The sequence below is a fragment of the Pseudoalteromonas sp. S558 genome, assembly GCF_005886635.1.
In the GTDB taxonomy this organism is placed as follows: domain Bacteria; phylum Pseudomonadota; class Gammaproteobacteria; order Enterobacterales; family Alteromonadaceae; genus Pseudoalteromonas; species Pseudoalteromonas aliena.
On the sequence record NZ_PNDU01000054.1, the window covers coordinates 1 to 18313 of the forward strand.

At 40.2% G+C, this 18313-nt stretch carries 17 protein-coding genes; 6 read left to right on the forward strand and 11 right to left on the reverse strand.

Features of this window, described 5'->3' with window-relative positions; translation table 11 throughout:
* Window positions 1–257: 257 nt before the first annotated feature.
* Window positions 258–1895: a phosphoglucomutase (alpha-D-glucose-1,6-bisphosphate-dependent) gene (gene pgm, locus CWB66_RS03940; RefSeq protein WP_138584408.1), complete on the reverse strand. Its 1638-nt coding sequence runs from the start codon at window positions 1893–1895 to the stop codon at window positions 258–260.
* 9 nt (window positions 1896–1904) lie between these two features.
* Window positions 1905–2498: a replication initiation negative regulator SeqA gene (gene seqA, locus CWB66_RS03945; protein ID WP_138584409.1), complete on the reverse strand. Its 594-nt coding sequence runs from the start codon at window positions 2496–2498 to the stop codon at window positions 1905–1907.
* Window positions 2499–2738: 240 nt separating this feature from the next.
* Here seqA and CWB66_RS03950 point away from each other — a divergent pair, with 240 nt between their 5' ends.
* The 5 genes from CWB66_RS03950 to fur all read left to right on the forward strand — a co-directional run bounded on the left by CWB66_RS03950 (window position 2739) and on the right by fur (window position 5276).
* Window positions 2739–3506, forward strand: a complete 768-nt coding sequence (locus CWB66_RS03950; RefSeq protein WP_138584410.1) for an alpha/beta fold hydrolase — start codon at window positions 2739–2741, stop codon at window positions 3504–3506.
* Between the two features lie 95 nt (window positions 3507–3601).
* A complete protein-coding gene (locus tag CWB66_RS03955) occupies window positions 3602–3823 on the forward strand; it encodes a DUF2788 domain-containing protein (protein ID WP_002962930.1) in 222 nt (73 codons plus the stop codon).
* Between the two features lie 2 nt (window positions 3824–3825).
* Window positions 3826–4104: a LexA regulated protein gene (gene ybfE / locus CWB66_RS03960; protein WP_002962928.1), complete on the forward strand. Its 279-nt coding sequence runs from the start codon at window positions 3826–3828 to the stop codon at window positions 4102–4104.
* Window positions 4105–4118: 14 nt separating this feature from the next.
* Window positions 4119–4646, forward strand: a complete 528-nt coding sequence (fldA, locus tag CWB66_RS03965) for a flavodoxin FldA (protein WP_077538030.1) — start codon at window positions 4119–4121, stop codon at window positions 4644–4646.
* Window positions 4647–4832: 186 nt separating this feature from the next.
* Window positions 4833–5276, forward strand: coding sequence for a ferric iron uptake transcriptional regulator (gene fur, locus CWB66_RS03970; protein WP_077538031.1), 444 nt, complete (start codon window positions 4833–4835; stop codon window positions 5274–5276).
* 110 nt (window positions 5277–5386) lie between these two features.
* Here fur and glnS read toward each other — a convergent pair whose 3' ends face one another.
* A complete protein-coding gene (gene glnS, locus CWB66_RS03975; protein ID WP_138584411.1) occupies window positions 5387–7045 on the reverse strand; it encodes a glutamine--tRNA ligase in 1659 nt (552 codons plus the stop codon).
* A gap of 218 nt (window positions 7046–7263) precedes the next feature.
* Here glnS and CWB66_RS03980 point away from each other — a divergent pair, with 218 nt between their 5' ends.
* The gene (locus tag CWB66_RS03980; RefSeq protein ID WP_138584412.1) at window positions 7264–8334 is read left to right on the forward strand and encodes a DUF3083 family protein; all 1071 of its coding nucleotides are present in this window, start codon (window positions 7264–7266) and stop codon (window positions 8332–8334) included.
* Window positions 8335–8396: 62 nt separating this feature from the next.
* On the opposite strand, the gene sucD is transcribed toward CWB66_RS03980, so the two are convergent.
* The 8 genes from sucD to sdhC form a co-directional block, all read right to left on the reverse strand.
* Entirely contained in the window at window positions 8397–9269 is an 873-nt protein-coding gene (sucD, locus tag CWB66_RS03985; RefSeq protein ID WP_054204708.1) for a succinate--CoA ligase subunit alpha, read from the reverse strand.
* On the reverse strand, window positions 9269–10435 hold the full coding sequence (sucC, locus tag CWB66_RS03990; protein WP_077538034.1) for an ADP-forming succinate--CoA ligase subunit beta: 1167 nt from the start codon (window positions 10433–10435) through the stop codon (window positions 9269–9271). The genes sucD and sucC overlap by 1 nt, the downstream gene beginning before the upstream one ends.
* A 177-nt stretch (window positions 10436–10612) precedes the next feature.
* Window positions 10613–12130 carry a 2-oxoglutarate dehydrogenase complex dihydrolipoyllysine-residue succinyltransferase gene (gene odhB / locus CWB66_RS03995; RefSeq protein WP_138584413.1) on the reverse strand — a complete coding sequence of 506 codons (1518 nt, stop codon included), beginning with the start codon at window positions 12128–12130 and terminating at the stop codon, window positions 10613–10615.
* Between the two features lie 3 nt (window positions 12131–12133).
* Window positions 12134–14953, reverse strand: coding sequence for a 2-oxoglutarate dehydrogenase E1 component (sucA, locus tag CWB66_RS04000; protein ID WP_138584414.1), 2820 nt, complete (start codon window positions 14951–14953; stop codon window positions 12134–12136).
* Between the two features lie 91 nt (window positions 14954–15044).
* A complete protein-coding gene (locus CWB66_RS04005) occupies window positions 15045–15761 on the reverse strand; it encodes a succinate dehydrogenase iron-sulfur subunit (RefSeq protein ID WP_138584415.1) in 717 nt (238 codons plus the stop codon).
* A gap of 10 nt (window positions 15762–15771) precedes the next feature.
* Window positions 15772–17544, reverse strand: a complete 1773-nt coding sequence (gene sdhA / locus CWB66_RS04010) for a succinate dehydrogenase flavoprotein subunit (RefSeq protein WP_077538038.1) — start codon at window positions 17542–17544, stop codon at window positions 15772–15774.
* Entirely contained in the window at window positions 17545–17892 is a 348-nt protein-coding gene (gene sdhD / locus CWB66_RS04015) for a succinate dehydrogenase, hydrophobic membrane anchor protein (protein ID WP_138584416.1), read from the reverse strand. It abuts the gene before it with no gap.
* Complete coding sequence (gene sdhC / locus CWB66_RS04020; protein ID WP_076914908.1) at window positions 17883–18260, reverse strand: succinate dehydrogenase, cytochrome b556 subunit; 378 nt, start codon at window positions 18258–18260, stop codon at window positions 17883–17885. Before sdhC ends, sdhD begins: the two co-directional genes overlap by 10 nt.
* Window positions 18261–18313 lie beyond the last annotated feature (53 nt).

Here is an 18313-nt window from a genome sequence, read left to right on the forward strand (position 1 = left end):
GAATAAAACCTCAAGCGTCTACTTTTAATACCAATTGCATTAAATTAATGATCTATTATAGCGACAAGAAAATAGCTCAATAACAAGGCTAAAATTATGATACATAGCTGCTCTATATAAATAATTTTTTACGTAGTTAGTGAGTTATTTAATACGCTAAAGTGATCATGTTTTAATAAAATTGGTACAATAATGCTCAAGGGATAGATGCAAAAACGGCTGAATAAATCAGCCGTTTTCAAAATTATTAAACTCAGTTAGCTAATAACTGAATCTACAAGCTTTTTAGCTTCTTTTTCTAGCAATGCTAAATGCGCTTCACCTTTGAAAGATTCAAGGTAAATTTTATAAATATCTTCGGTACCTGAAGGACGCGCTGCAAACCAGCCGTTTTCGGTGACCACTTTTAGACCGCCGATAGCGGCATCGTTACCCGGTGCATGAGTCAACTTTTGCAAAATAGGTTCGCCAGCAAGCGTATCGGCTTTAACATCAGCGGCACTCAATGCTTTTAAACGTGATTTTTGACCACTTGTTGCGGGTGCATCAAGGCGTTTATAAATTGGAGAGCCAAATTCTTGCTCTAACTCTTTATAAAGTGCTGATGGTGTTTTACCTGTTACGGCCAATATTTCTGCAGCAAGCAGCCCCATAATAAAGCCGTCTTTATCTGTACACCATACAGAGCCATCAAAACGTAAAAATGCAGCACCTGCACTTTCTTCGCCACCAAAAGCAAGTTTTCCTTTGCTTAGACCTTCAACAAACCATTTAAAACCCACAGGTACTTCTTTTACTTTACGGTTGTTTCGCAAAGCGACCTTGTCGATCATAGAGCTAGAAACCAGTGTTTTACCAATCTCTACATTAGAGTTCCAATCTCGGTGTTTAAGTAAGTAGTCTATAGCAACTGCTAAAAAGTGATTTGGATTCATTAAACCATCTGGCGTTACAATACCGTGACGGTCGTAGTCAGGATCGTTACCAATCGAAATATCAAAATCATCTTTCAATGCAATAAGATTAGCCATTGAATAAGGCGATGAGCAGTCCATACGAATTTTGCCATCTTTATCCAGCGGCATAAAAGCAAAGCGAGGGTCGACAACATCATTAACAACGGTTAAATCTAAATTATATTTTTTTGCTATGACAGGCCAAAAATGTATACCTGAACCACCCAGGGGATCGATGCCTATTTTGATACCTGCATCGCTAATTGCTTTTAAATTAACAATATTTGCTAAGTCATCAATGTATGGCGTCATCAAATCTTCGTATCGAATAAAACCTGAGCGCGATGCTTTAGCGAATGGAAATAACTCAACTTCAACTAAATCTTCTAATAATAGCTGATTAGCTCTGTCTTCAATCCATTTCGTTACGTCGGTATCAGCAGGCCCGCCATTAGGTGGGTTATATTTAAAACCACCATCTTCAGGAGGATTATGCGAAGGCGTAACGACAATACCATCTGCTAATTCATTTGGGTGTAGCTTATTATGGCTGACAATGGCGTGGCTGATCACAGGTGTTGGAGTAAAATCGCCGTTTTCTTGTGTGATCACTTGCACTTCGTTAGCAACCAGTACTTCAATGGCGGAGTTAAACGCGGCCTCACTCAATGCGTGTGTATCTTTACCTAAAAATAACGGACCAAAAATATCATTTTGTTTTCTGTAATCGCAAATAGCCTGTGTAATAGCTAAAATATGCGACTCGTTAAATTTAACATCGTAAGAACAACCTCTATGGCCTGATGTACCAAAAGCAACACAATGCTCTGGGAATTGTTCAAGATCGGGTTCATTTAAGTAATAGGCAGAAACTAATTTTGGAACATTAACCAGCGCCGATTGTGGAGCTGTTTTGCCTGCGCCTGAGTGAATAGCCATTATATTTCCTTACAAGTAATCGCGAATTTTTTCAGCTTGCTCTGCACTATATCCAAGGCAAAGAGCAACTTCATGAAGCATCATTTTTTTACGCGTTGTATTAGAGTTCGTCATAACCCAATATTCACTATCAGTTATGTTTTTAGGATTCATACTGCTGCCGCTATTAACTAAGGCTTCTTTGCTGGTAGCAAAATATACTCGGTCGCGACCTTTAATATCTAATACGGCCGAAAAATCAGTTTTATGAGTGCGGTAAAATGCACTTAAAATAAACAAAAAACGCCCTACAACGCCTTTTTGCATTGCCAGTTCTTCTTTGTTCAATACATTAAAAACATTATCATTTTTTTGCTTCACCGGTGTGACAGCAAGCATTTTTTGTTTTTTTGATGGCTCAACAGCTAGCTCAGAGGTCTTCAATGCGGAGGTAGACATTGTCGCAGTTTGATTATTTTGAGTTAGTTCTACGTTTGCAGATTGAATTTTTTCGCCACTCAGATTTAATAAACGACGTAAAATAGTGGATGCACTTTCGCCAATACTTTGCGTATTGCTTGCAATATATTGATATAACTCGTCGTCTATGTCGATTTGTTTCATGTTCTTCCTGTTATTACGGGTCACATTTTTTCTCCCGACTGATTATACCCAAACCAATTAGAAATGCGAGTTACAACAAGCACTCCCAACAACATATACTGCAAACATATAAATAGACTATTATTTAACGCCCTCTTGTTGATTTAACATCCAAAAGCCCAATTAAATAAATAGTCGCTGTATTTTTTGCTTTTTAATGCAATGCTCGGCAAACTATGGCCAAATTTTCAGGAGGCGTGTATGCAGTTAAATTACAAGCAACAAGGGCAAGGTCCTAATGTTATTTTGATCCACGGGCTTTTTGGATCATTAGAAAACTTAAATGTAATCGCCAAGCCATTAAGTGAACACTTTAATGTTATAAACGTTGATTTACGTAACCATGGCCTGTCACCTCATAGCGATGAGATGAACTATCCTGCAATGGCACAAGATCTTGTTGTATTACTAGATCACTTAAATATAGATAAAGCACACTTAGTTGGGCACTCCATGGGTGGTAAAGTCGCAATGGAATTAGCACTTACCCACCCTGAGCGAGTAAATAAACTAGTCGTACTTGATATTGCCCCCGTTAGCTATCCGCCACGCCATACAAAAATACTGCAAGCATTAAAAGCGGTTGCAGCGCAATCAATCGACGATCGAAAACAAGCCGATACACTAATGCAGCCTTTTATTGAAGAGCTTGGGGTCCGACAGTTTTTGCTTAAAAGCCTTGCTAAAAATGAGCAAGGTCAATTTGCATGGCGATTTAACTTAAATGTGCTTGATGAAAAATATTCAACAATTACAGCCAACGTTAATGAAAACAATTCTTGTTTATGCGATACTCTTTTTATCAAAGGGAATGATTCTGACTATATTCTGCCTGAGCATCGTAGTGTAATTACAGCGCGCTTTAAAAACACCAAAGCTAAAATCATTCATGGCGCAGGACATTGGCTTCATGCACAAAAGCCACTTGCTGTTAATAAAGCAATAAATGACTTTTTAACTGCGATTTAAAGTAATTTTAATCGCGTGTTTTTGATTTTGCGTACTAAATATATGTATATTTATATGCTATAGTACGCGCCGTTTAATTTAAAGGTTATACGTTGATGGTCAGTCAGTTAATTAACGAATTTGATACCCTAGGGTTGTATTTTGGCTTAGCCGGTATTTTCATATTCATCGGCATGGCAATTAAAGACGTACTAAAAAGTGGTAATGTGCCTAAGTTCGGACAGTATATTGTTTGGGGCGTACTCTTTTTAGGGTGTTCAGGCTTTATTGCTAAAGGGCTTATTCAAGTATTTTGGCAAGGCGCAGGTGTAGGTTAAGCATGGCGAAGTCAGAAACAGATAGAACAACACTCGATTTATTTGAATACGAAAAACGCCCCGGCAGACCTAAAACCAATCCCCTTTCTCGGGATATGCAGTTAAAGGTAAATAAACGTAATCAAATAAAAAGAGATAAAGCACGTGGTCTAAAGCGTGTTGAATTTAAAGTTTCATCGCAGTTATATCAAGCATTGAGTGATATGGCAGATGCACAAAATATTAGCCGCAGTGCGCTGATTGAAACGATTTTACAAGAAAGATTGGCTATTGATACATAAAAGGTTTTAAATCCATGGCAAGTGTAGGCATTTTTTTCGGAAGTGACACAGGTAACACAGAACACGTAGCAAAAATGATCCAAAAAGAATTGGGTAAAAAGCTAGTGGCTGTTCATGATATTGCAAAAAGCTCTAAAGAAGAGATTGCTGAATTTGATTTAATCTTATTCGGTATCCCTACTTGGTACTACGGTGAAGCGCAATGTGACTGGGATGACTTTTTCCCAGAGCTTGAAGAAGTTGACTTTGAAGGTAAACTTGTTGCTATTTTTGGTTGCGGAGACCAAGAAGATTACGCTGAGTACTTTTTGGATGCTATGGGCATGATCAACGATATCGTGACTGAACGTGGCGCGATTGTTGTCGGCCATTGGCCAAGTGATAGCTATGACTTTGAAGCATCAAAAGGTATGGCTGACGACAAGCATTTTGTTGGTTTGGGTATCGACGAAGACCGTCAACCTGAGCTTACAGAACAGCGTGTTAAAGCATGGTCTGCTCAAGTATATGAAGAAATGTGTTTAAGTGAATTAGCTGACTAATTTTCTGCGCATTACACTAACTGTTTAAATAATTATCAAACAGTTAGTGTTTTAAGCTTTAGTGACAATATAAATCAATTGTTCTTTGCACTTCACGCTTAGGCACGTTATCCTGTTTATTGCTAATGTGTCGTGTACATCTTTGCAAGATGTCTAGTATAACCAAATAAAATTGAGACAGATTTAATGACTGATCATAACTTGGAACTTAAAAAAGCCGGTTTAAAAGTAACTTTACCGCGTATTAAAATATTAGAGATTTTACAATCTCCAGATAACCAACACATCAGCGCTGAAGATGTTTACAAAATTCTTTTGGATCTAGGTGAAGAAATCGGTCTTGCGACTGTATATCGTGTACTTAACCAATTTGATGATGCGGGTATTGTAAGCCGTCATCACTTTGAAGGCGGTAAATCTGTATTTGAACTCTCTGGAAGTACGCACCACGATCATTTAGTATGTTTAAAATGTGGTAAAGTTGTAGAGTTTGAAGATGACATGATTGAACGTCGTCAACTTGAGATTTCTGAAGAAAATGGTATTAAACTTACAAACCATTCTTTATATTTATACGGTGAGTGTAACGATAAAGTAGCGTGTAAAGCATTTAGCGATGCAAACAGCTAATACCGCTTTTAAAAGCAATAAAAAAACCTGCTAAGTGCAGGTTTTTTTGTGTCTAAATTACGATAGTATATAGTGAGCTGGTATAAATACAGGCTCATTATTAAACGTAGCTACTGTGTTTTAGACCATGAATCGCGAAGACCCACTGTTTGGTTAAATACCACATTCTCTGATTTAGAATCACGAGAGAAATAACCTGTACGCTCAAACTGAAAACCCTGCTCTGCTTGTGAATTAGCAAGTGATGGCTCTAGTTTCGCGTTTGATAAAACAACCAGTGACTCTGGGTTCAGTGTTGTTTCAAACTCTTCAGCGGCGGCTGGGTTTGCCACGCTAAATAAACGGTCATATAAACGTACTTCTGCAGTGATAGACTCTGGTGCTGAAACCCAGTGAATAACGCCTTTTACTTTACGTCCATCACTTGGGTTTTTACCAAGTGTTTCGCTGTCGTAAGTACAAAAAATAGTTGTGATTTCGCCGTTTTGGTCTTTTTCAACACGTAGGGCTTTAATAACATAAGCACCACGTAAGCGTACTTCTTTATCAAGTACTAAGCGCTTAAACTTATTGTTTGCTTCTTCTTTAAAATCTTCACGTTCGATATAAATTTCACGAGTAAACGGTACATCACGGCGACCCATCTCTTCTTTATTTGGGTGATTAGCCACAGATAAAACTTCAACCTTGTCTGCATCGTAGTTTTCAATAACGATTTTAACAGGATCGAGTACGGCCATCGCACGTGGTGCATTTTCATTTAAATCTTCACGGATACACGCTTCAAGCATACCCATTTCAACCATATTCTCTTGTTTTGTTACGCCAATGCGCAAACAAAACTCACGAATTGACCCCGGTGTATAACCACGACGACGTAGACCTGCAATTGTAGGCATACGTGGATCATCCCACCCTTCAACAAAGTTATTTACTACTAAATCACTTAGCTTACGCTTAGACATAATAGTGTATTCAAGATTCAAGCGTGAAAACTCAATTTGCTGTGGGTGACACTCTAGACTGATATTATCAAGTACCCAATCATATAAACGACGGTTATCTTGAAACTCGAGTGTACATAACGAATGTGTAATGCCTTCAAGTGCATCTGAAATACAGTGCGTAAAGTCATACATTGGGTAAATGCACCACTTATCTGCTGTTTGGTGGTGATGTGCAAAACGAATACGGTAAATAATTGGATCGCGCAGCACCATAAATGAGCTTGCCATATCAATTTTTGCACGCAGAACACACTCGCCTTCTTTGAATTCACCCGCACGCATTTTTTCAAATAATGCGAGGTTTTCTTCAACCGCTGTATCTCTGTATGGGCTGTTTTTACCTGGCTCTTTTAATGTGCCACGGTACTGGCGCGCTTCGTCTGCTGTTAAAAAACACACGTACGCTAAGCCTTTATTAATTAACTCAACAGCGTAACCATATAAAGTATCAAAATAGTTAGAAGAATACTTTATATCGCCATCCCAATTAAAGCCTAACCACTGTACATCTTCTTTTATAGAATTAACGTAGTTAATGTCTTCTTTTTCAGGATTTGTATCATCAAAACGTAGGTTACATAAACCATTGTAGTCTTTCGCAATACCAAAATTTAAACAAATTGATTTTGCATGGCCAATATGTAAAAAGCCGTTTGGTTCAGGTGGAAAACGTGTATGCGTTGTTGCATGCTTTCCACTTGCTAAATCTTCATCAATTCGGGTTCTAATAAAGTTACTTGGGCGATTCTCAATTTCCGCCATAGGAGTGCAATCCTCTAAATATTACGTAATAACAAAACTAATCCATTATTACAAAAACAGTCACTAACATACAGCAATAGATTAAGGTTTATTTTAGATATTGATTAGCTTTAATTCACTTGAACTGTTGTTTATCAATAAAATTTGTTTTAGCGCAATATTTAGGTCATCAAAGCCAATTATAGTAAGCCGATAACCTACTTTATAAGGATTCGAAGATGGCTACACTTAACCAACATCGCGTATATATTCCAACAAATGCACGTGCTAACCACTACTTATTAGCTGAAATAACCCCTAACGAAGCGTTTTATAATAGCTTTAGCACTATAAATTGTTGCTATGAGCGTATTGCGCGTCAGTTATTTGCGTGTTGTGATGAGTACGAACTCCATAACGTACATTTGCTAGCAAACGATATGCTACCTGTGGTGCGTTTTCATGATGAGGCTTATCAATTAGAAACGGATAAGCAAATGTTGTTTTTTTATAACCCTCGCTATCACGAAGCCCATAAACTTTATTACACACCAAATACACAGAGCAAAAAAATACGTTTGTTATTTCTCGCAACAGGTGAAGATTTACGTGCAAACTCAGCGCAATTTCATAATAAAGTACAAAAAGTTTTAAATCTGTTACAAGGACAATTATTTATAAATCAATCTCAATTTAAATTGCGCGATCACCAACATCTTACTTACGATTTATTTGCTAAAGAGAAAGGCAATAAAGAAAGCTATGGTTACAAGCTAAGAAGCCTCTACCCGCGTTATCAATCTAGGCAATGTAATATACCGGATGAATATGCCGAGATGACATACGCAACGTTTACTATTCCCGTGTCCCGAGCTATCAAAACGCAATTTCAAACACTGGTGAATAATCACGATTTCGGAAAATTTTACGACTACTTTGCAGATAGTTTTGAGCGTGTATGTAAAAATAACAAGCTAACACATGGTGCAATGGTCGCCAATGGTGCGATACCTATTATCCGAAATAGTAAAATAGATAACAATGAAGGCAATGCTGAACTACAAAAACTGAGTTTTGACGTTGAATCAATAGAAAGCCAAATCAAATGCTTTTATGAAGCAAGCAAACTTGTCGAAACCATACACTTTGTCGTTGCTGCTACCAACCAAAATAAACATGAGATAGGCTATGGGCGATTTATGAATCAAGTAGAAAAAACAATTCACAGTTTATGTGATGAACTTTCTATAAATAAACAGCGCCAAGACTTATCGGTACGCTTTTTTCAGCATATCAGTTACCCATTCTAAAATTTTTTACCGGATAACAAAAAGGCTCGCATAAGCGAGCCTTTTTTAAGAAAAATAAGCGATTACCAGCCTGTTTTCTCTTTAAGTGCTTTACCAATATCAGCAAGTGAACGTACAGTTTTTACGCCCGCAGCTTCTAATGCAGCAAATTTCTCATCAGCAGTACCTTTACCGCCTGCGATGATCGCGCCAGCGTGACCCATACGCTTACCTTCTGGTGCAGTAACACCAGCAATGTAAGATACTACAGGTTTAGTTACGTTAGCTTTGATGTACTCTGCAGCTTCTTCTTCTGCAGTACCACCAATTTCACCAATCATTACGATTGCTTCAGTTTGTGGATCTTTTTCGAACATTTCTAAAACGTCGATAAAGTTAGTACCTGGAATTGGATCACCACCAATACCAACACACGTAGACTGACCAAAACCAGCATCCGTAGTTTGCTTAACTGCTTCGTACGTTAAAGTACCAGAGCGAGAAACGATACCTACTTTACCAGGTTTGTGGATGTGGCCAGGCATGATACCAATCTTAGTCTCACCAGGAGTAATAACACCTGGACAGTTAGGACCGATCATACGAGTACCTGTTTGATCTAGTTTAACTTTAACGTCAACCATATCAAGTGTCGGGATACCTTCAGTGATACAAACAATCAGCTCGATGCCAGCATCGATAGCTTCTAAGATTGCATCTTTACAGAAAGGAGCTGGTACGTAGATAACTGAAGCAGTTGCGCCAGTTTCTTGAACAGCATCACGAACTGTGTTGAATACAGGAAGACCAAGGTGCGTTTGACCGCCTTTACCTGGGCTTACACCACCAACCATTTGTGTACCGTACTCAAGCGCTTGCTCTGAGTGGAAAGTACCTTGGCCACCAGTGAAACCTTGACAGATAACTTTTGTATCTTTATTGATTAATACAGACATTATTTGCCCTCCGCAGCAGCAACAACTTTCTCAGCAGCGTCTGTTAGTGATTCAGCAGCAATGATATCTAGACCTGAGTTCTTAAGAACTTCACGACCTAATTCAGCATTAGTACCTTCTAAACGTACAACTACAGGTACATTTACGCCAACTTCTTTAACTGCGCCAATGATACCTTCAGCAATCATGTCACAACGTACGATACCGCCAAAGATGTTTACTAAAACAGCTTTAACATTATCGTCAGAAAGGATGATTTTGAATGCTTCAGAAACACGTTCTTTAGTCGCGCCGCCGCCAACATCTAGGAAGTTAGCCGGTTTGCCGCCGTGTAGGTTTACGATGTCCATAGTACCCATTGCTAGGCCTGCACCGTTAACCATACAACCAACATTGCCATCTAGAGCAACGTAGTTAAGCTCGAAGCTTGCTGCGTGTGCTTCACGTGCATCTTCTTGAGATGGATCGTGGAACTCACGGATTTTAGGCTGACGGTAAAGTGCATTACCATCAATACCGATTTTGCCGTCAAGACAGTGAAGGTTACCTTCGTCTGTGATTACTAACGGGTTGATTTCAAGTAGTGCGAAATCAAAATCAGTGAACATTTTACCAAGACCCATAAAGATCTTAACAAACTGCTTCATTTGTACTGGGTTAAGACCCAATTTGAAACCAAGTTCACGTGCTTGGTAAGCTTGAGGACCTACTAACGGGTCGATTTCAGCTTTGTGGATAAGCTCTGGTGTTTCTTCTGCAACAGTTTCAATTTCAACGCCGCCTTCAGTAGACGCCATGAAAACTACTTTACGAGATGCACGGTCAACTACTGCACCTAGGTACAATTCGTTAGCAATGTCAGTACAGCTTTCAACTAAAATTTTAGCTACTGGCTGGCCTTTCTCGTCTGTTTGGTAAGTAACTAGGTTTTTACCCAACCAGTTAGCTGCAAACGCTTTTACTTCGTCGATAGTTTTAACTAGCTTTACACCGCCAGCTTTGCCACGTCCACCTGCGTGAACCTGAGTTTTAACAACCCACATATCACCGCCGATCTTTTCAGCAGCTGCTGCAGCTTCTTCAGGTGTATCGCAAGCGAAACCTTGAGAAACTGGTAAACCATATTCGGCAAAAAGTTGTTTTGCCTGATACTCATGCAAATTCATGATGCTTTATCCAATTTTTTATACTAAAAGAGCTGACTATTTTTATAAACAGACAACTATCCCAAATTGCGCACCTAGTATAGTTCCCAAGGCTTAACATGAAAACCCCAGTACGACCAAAGGCGCAAAAAAAAAGCTGTGAATCTTCATTCACAGCTTACATTTCATACAACTAGATTAAACATCTAGCAATAAGCGAGTTGGATCTTCAAGTAACTCTTTAATAGTCACTAAGAAACCAACAGATTCTTTACCATCAATGATACGGTGATCATAAGAAAGTGCTAAATACATCATAGGCAGTATTTCTACTTTACCATTAACCGCCATAGGACGGTCTTGGATTTTATGCATGCCCAAAATTGAAGACTGTGGCAAGTTAATAATAGGTGTAGATAGTAATGAACCAAATACGCCACCATTAGTAATAGTGAAGTTACCGCCGGTCATATCAGCAAGCGTTAGCTTTCCATCACGACCTTTAAGTGCTAATTCACGAATACCTTTTTCGATTTCAGCAACAGATAGTTTGTCACAATCTTTAAGTACTGGTGTAACTAAACCGCGAGGTGTAGATACTGCAATGCTGATATCAAAATAATTATGGTAAACGATGTCGTCGCCATCAATTGATGCATTAACGTCAGGGAAGCGTTTAAGTGCTTCAGTAACTGCTTTCACATAGAAAGACATGAAACCTAAACGAATACCGTGGCGCTTTTCAAATACTTCTTGGTACTGCTTACGAAGGCTCATGATTGGTTCCATGTTCACTTCGTTGAATGTTGTTAACATTGCAGTTGAATTTTTAGCTTCAAGTAGACGTGTTGCAATCGTTTTGCGTAAACGCGTCATTGGAACACGTTTTTGAGTGCGATCGCCCATCGGTGCTGCTGGAGCAGAAGCTTCTGCTTTTTTAGCTGCTGGCGCTGGGGCTTTTAAGAACGTATCAACGTCTTCTTTAGTTACACGGCCATTTTTACCCGTGCCTTTAATTTTAGAAGCATCAAGGCCTTTCTCAGCAATTAAACGACGAACTGATGGTGTTAACACATCTGAATTTTCGCTTGAATCTGCTGCTGGCGCTGCGTCTGCTTTTGCAGCAGGTGCCACTGGTGCACCCCCAGCCTTAACTGAACCAATAACTTGTTCACCTAATACAGTATCGCCTTCGCCGTGAATGATCTCACCCATGATGCCATCGTCTTGAGCAACTACTTCAAGAACAACTTTATCTGTTTCAATATCTACCAAGTTTTGGTCACGTGTTACCGCGTCACCTGGTTGTACATGCCATGTAGCAATTGTTGCGTCTGCAACTGATTCTGGAAGTACAGGTACTTTAATGTCCACTTCTTTACCTTCTGATGCTGGTGCTGATTGCGCCGCTGGCGCGTCTTCTGATTTAGCGGGTGCTGATTCTTTTGTAGATGAACCTTCACTTGCTGGCGCTGCATCAGCATCACCAAGTAAACCCATAACTTGATCGCCAAGTACGGTTGCACCTTCTTCTTGTGATATTTCTGTGATCACACCATCATGCTGTGCAACCACTTCTAAAACCACTTTGTCTGTTTCAATGTCTACTAAGTTTTGATCACGAGTTACTTTGTCGCCAACACTTACATGCCATGTAGCAACGGTAGCATCTGCAACCGACTCAGGAAGAACAGGAACTTTAATTTCTGTGCTCATTGCTTATCCTTTATTTTCTATAGTAAGCGCGTCGGCAACGAGCGCTTGTTGTTCTTTAGTATGTACTGACATGTAACCACACGCTGGTGATGCAGAGGCTTTACGACCTGCATACTTTAATTTAGCACCTTGTGGGATTGCATCAACAAAGTGATGCTGTGAACAATACCATGCACCTTGGTTTTGCGGCTCTTCTTGACACCATACAAAATCAGTAACGTGTTGATAGCGTTCCATAATCGTTTGCATTTCATCGTGTGGGAACGGATATAACTGTTCAACACGTACAATTGCAACATTATCTTGTTCAAGCTTACGACGCTCTTGTAATAGTTCGTAGTAAACTTTACCACTACAAAATACAACGCGTTCTACTTTCTCAGGCTTAATATCATCGATTTCGTCGATCATATTGTGGTAAATACCTTGTGAAAGCTCTTCAAGAGATGAAGTTGCCAGCGGATGACGTAATAACGATTTAGGCGTCATAACAATCAATGGACGACGAAGTGGTCGAACCGATTGACGACGAAGCATAGCGTAAACTTGTGCCGGAGTAGACGGAACACACACTTGCATATTGTGATCTGCACACAGCTGTAAGAAACGCTCTAAACGTGCTGAACTATGCTCTGGGCCTTGACCTTCATAGCCATGTGGTAACAAAATTGTAAGACCACATAAACGGCCCCATTTTTGCTCACCAGAACTTAAGAACTGGTCAAATACAACTTGTGCGCCATTAGCAAAATCACCAAATTGTGCTTCCCATATTACGAGAGACTTAGGTTCAGCGGTAGCATACCCATATTCGAACGCAACAACAGCTTCCTCAGATAAAACAGAATCAAAGACTTCAAATGTACCTTGTTCTTCACTTAGATGCTGTAAAGGCGTATATGTTGTACCATCGAATTGACCATGAACAACGGCATGACGATGGAAGAATGTACCACGGCCTGTGTCTTGTCCTGTTAAACGAATGTCAGTACCTTCAGACGCAATTGTTGCATAGGCTAAAGTTTCAGCCATACCCCAATCAAGTGGTTTTTCACCGGCAGCCATTAGCTTTCGATCGTCATAAATCTTTTTAACGCGAGATTGAGCTTTATGTTGCTCTGGGTAAGATGCTACTTTCTCACCAAGTGCTTTTAATTCTTCAACTGATACACTTGCATCGTAATCCACGTCCCATTCATGACCAATATATTTGGCCCACTCAGAAGAATGTGAAGTCTCTGGCTGAATTTCTGAAACAACGCAGCTACCTTTATCTAGTGCATCTCGGTACTCATCAGCAAGGGCTTTAATTTCTTGTTCAGAAAAAGAGCCTTCGGCAATAAGTTGATCTGCATAGATTAAACGCGGAACAGGATGCTTTTTGATTTTTTGGTACATAACAGGCTGAGTAGCATTAGGCTCATCAGCTTCATTGTGACCATGGCGACGGTAACACACTAAATCTATTACAACGTCACGCTTAAACTGGTTTCTGAAATCAAGTGCAAGTTGTGTAACAAACGCGACTGCTTCAGGATCATCAGAATTAACATGGAATATTGGAGCCTGCACCATTTTTGCGATGTCAGTACAATACGGCGTTGAACGAACGTCGTCTTGTTTTGATGTAGTAAAGCCCACTTGGTTATTAACAACGATACGAATACTACCACCACAACTAAATGCATTAGTTTGTGACATGTTAAACGTTTCTTGAACAACACCTTGACCAGCAATCGCAGAATCACCATGGATGGTAATAGGTAGTGCTTTAATGCCTGATTTGTCGCCTAAGCGGTCTAGACGACCACGGACTGAGCCCATTACAACAGGGTTCACAATCTCTAGGTGAGACGGATTAAATGCAAGCGCCATGTGCACGTTGCCACCTTTGGTAGCAAAGTCAGATGAGTAACCCATGTGGTATTTAACATCGCCTGAGCTCAATGTTTCTTTATGTATTCCAGCAAACTCATCAAATAATTCTGATGGATTTTTGCCAAGTACATTCACAAGCACATTTAAACGACCACGGTGAGCCATACCAATAACAGCTTCTTGTTGGCCGCTTTCGCCTGCTCGGTGAATAAGCTCTTTTAGCATAGGAACCAACGCATCGCCACCTTCCAGTGAGAAGCGCTTAGCACCTGGGAACTTAGCCCCTAAATATTTTTCAAGTCCATCAGCTGCCGTTAATCCTTTAAGGATACGAAGCTTTTCTTCTTTTTCGAATTTAGGCCTAGACTGAACAGACTCTAAACGCTGTTGTAACCAACGTTTTTCTTCTGTTGATGTGATGTGCATATACTCAGCGCCAATCGAACCACAGTATGTAGTTTTTAGTGCTTGGTATAGTTCACCTAAAGGCATAGTATCGCGGCCAACGGCAAACGATCCTACGTTAAACTCGCGGTCAAAATCACTTGAAGATAAGTCGTGGTAATCTAGCTCTAAATCTCGTACACGCTCTCGTTCCCAAATACCTAATGGATCTAGGTTTGCATTTTGGTGTCCACGAAAACGGAAAGCATTAATAAGTTGTAGAACTTTGACCTGTTTTAGGTCACCGCCACTACCCTCTGCTACCACTACTTCTCTATGCTTGTTTTTGGCAAGCTGTGCAAACTGCGCTCGAACTTCTGAATGTTTTACTTCAACATCCACACCATTAACTTTAGGTAATTGTTCGAACACTTCTCGCCATTCTTCTGGCACAGAAGTCGCATCGTCTAAATACGCTTCATAAAGCTCTTCTACATAAGCAACGTTGCCGCCGTTTAAATGTGAAGATTCTAGCCATGCCTTCATCACACCTTCGTGCATTTATAAGCCCTTTTCTTTAGCGCAGAAATTAATAGTTATTATAACAAGATGGCTAATAATCTCTATTAGCCATCTTACAATTACTAAGTAATCAAACCGCTCGGTTTAATAACATAGATTTGATTTGTCCAATTGCTTTGGTCGGGTTAAGACCCTTAGGACAAACGCTAACACAGTTCATGATACTGTGACAACGGAACACGCTGAACGCATCGTCTAAATCTGCTAAACGCTCTTCAGTTGCTGTATCTCGGCTATCAGCTAAGAAACGGTAAGCATGAAGAAGGCCTGCTGGACCTATGAACTTGTCTGGATTCCACCAGAACGAAGGACACGATGTTGAACAACATGCACACAAAATACACTCGTATAGCCCATCTAATTTATCACGTTCTTCAATAGATTGAAGACGCTCGCCTGCAGCAGGCGTATCATTAATTAGATAAGGCTTAACTTTTTCGTATTGAGTGTAGAACTGACTCATGTCAATAACAAGGTCACGAACCACTGGCAATCCTGGTAATGGACGAACTACTATTTTACCTTTGCCATTTTTTTGTAGCGTTGATAAAGGAGTAATACATGCTAAACCATTTTTACCATTCATGTTAACACCGTCAGATCCACACACACCTTCACGGCATGAACGACGAAAAGATAATGTAGGATCTTGTTCTTTTAAAAGAATAAGTGCGTCCAACACCATCATGTCGTGACCTTCCTCTGTTTGCAAGGTGTATTCTTGCATACGAGGAGAGTTGTCAACATCTGGATTATAACGATAAACTGAAAATTGTACTTGTGCCATCGTCTGTCTCCTAGTAAACACGTGCTTTAGGTGGGAAAGCTTCACGCGTTTTAGGCGCATAGTTTACATCACGCTTGCTCATTTCATCCGTTAAAGGATTGAATACTGAGTGACATAACCAGTTTTCGTCATCACGATCTGGGAAGTCAAAGCGAGAATGTGCACCACGGCTTTCTGTACGGAAGTTTGCAGCTACTGCAGTTGAGTAAGCTGTTTCCATTAAGTTATCAAGTTCTAGACATTCGATGCGCTGCGTGTTGAAATCTGATGATTTATCATCAAGACGTGCATGTTGCAGACGTTCACGAATTTCTTTAAGTTCTTGAAGACCTGTAGCCATTGAATCACCTTCACGGAATACCGAAAAGTTGAGCTGCATACATTGCTGCAAGTCTTTTTTGATTTGAACTGGATCTTCACCTTGCCCAGTCGTTGAATTTTCCCAACGATTGTAACGTGCAAGTGATGTTTCTAAATCAGACTCTGACGCGGCTTTAGATATTTCAACGTCATTAAGGTATTTACCTAAGAAGTTACCAGCAGCACGGCCAAATACAACTAAATCAAGTAATGAGTTACCACCTAAGCGGTTTGCACCGTGTACAGATACACAGGCAATCTCACCTACTGCAAATAAACCTTGAACTACTTTTTCGTTGCCTTGAGCATCGATTTGTAGCGCTTGGCCATTTACGTTAGTTGGCACACCACCCATCATGTAATGACACGTTGGGATTACTGGAATTGGCTCTTTTGCAGGGTCAACGTGAGCAAATGTTTTAGCAAGATCACAAACACCTGGAAGACGTAAATTAAGCGTTTCTTCACCTAAATGGTCAAGTTTTAGCTTAAGATGTGGACCCCAAGGACCGTCACAACCACGACCTTCACGAATTTCTGTCATCATTGAACGTGCAACAACATCACGAGACGCTAAGTCTTTCGCGTTTGGTGCATAACGCTCCATGAAGCGCTCGCCATCTTTATTTAAAAGATAACCGCCTTCACCACGACAACCTTCTGTTACTAGCGTACCAGCACCGGCTATACCTGTTGGGTGGAACTGCCACATTTCCATGTCTTGCATAGAAATACCAGCACGTGTTGCCATACCAACGCCATCACCTGTATTGATGTGAGCATTTGTTGTTGATGCAAAAATACGACCTGCACCACCAGTAGCAAGTACTACGGCTTTAGATTTGAAATAAGTGATTTCACCTGTTTCAATCTCAATTGCAGTACACCCTACTACATCACCATTATCGTTTTTAACTAAATCAAGTGCATACCATTCAGAGAATACATTTGTCTTGTTTTTTACGTTTTGTTGATAAAGAAGGTGTAATAAAGCATGACCAGTTCGGTCAGCTGCAGCGGCTGTACGCGCGGCTTGTTCACCACCAAAGTTTTTCGATTGACCACCGAAAGGACGTTGGTAAACACGGCCATTTTCAAAACGAGAAAATGGTAGACCCATGTTTTCTAATTCTGTAATAGCTTCTGGGCCTGTTTGACACATGTATTCGATCGCGTCTTGGTCACCGATAAAATCGGAACCTTTAACGGTATCGTACATATGCCATTCCCAGTTGTCTTCGTGTGAATTACCAAGCGCTACTGTAATACCACCTTGTGCAGATACAGTGTGTGAGCGTGTTGGGAATACCTTAGATATTAATGCACACGTTTTGCCAGATTCAGTAATTGCTAGAGCGGCGCGCATACCAGCACCACCTGCACCAATTACTACGGCGTCAAATTCACGAACAGAATATTTCACTTAAACACCCCATAATACGATTAGACCAATAGCTACGTAAGCAACAGCCATTAGGTTTAATATAAAACCTAAAACAGCACGTAACTTCGCACACTTAACATAGTCTGTAAGAACTTGCCAAAGGCCAATGCGGGTATGAACCATAATGCAAACAAGGGTAATTAATGTAAACCCTTTCATTGCTAGGTTAGAGAAGAGGCCTGTCCAGGCGTCATATGTGACTTCTGGCGTCGCTAAAAAATAGCCGATAATAAAAATCGCATATGCGCTGATTATTAATGCCGTGGTACGTAAAGATACGAAATCTTGTACACCATCACGTTTAAGAGTTGCTTGATTTAAAACCATATCCACACCCCTGCCAATACGGCAAACACAACACCAAGAGCCATAGAAACTTTAGCGCTGAGGTTACCTGATTCAAGTTCTTCCCAATGTCCCATATCCATAATCATATGACGGATACCACCAATAAGGTGATAACCTAATACAGAAACAGTGCCCCAAGCTATAAATTTGGCAATGAATCCGTTAAACAGACCCTTGACGAATTCAAAACTTTCAGCTGAAGAGAGAGACTCTGACCAAGCCCAAATGACAAACGTTAAAGCAAAAAATAATGCAACACCGGTGACGCGGTGAAATATTGACGCTTTAGCCGTTGCCGGCATCGATATAGTTGTTAGATCTAGATTTACAGGTCTTTGCTTTTTCACAGTTACTTGCCCATCTTGCTCGCAGTGGAGCTCATCTACTTGCTTTTCTAAAA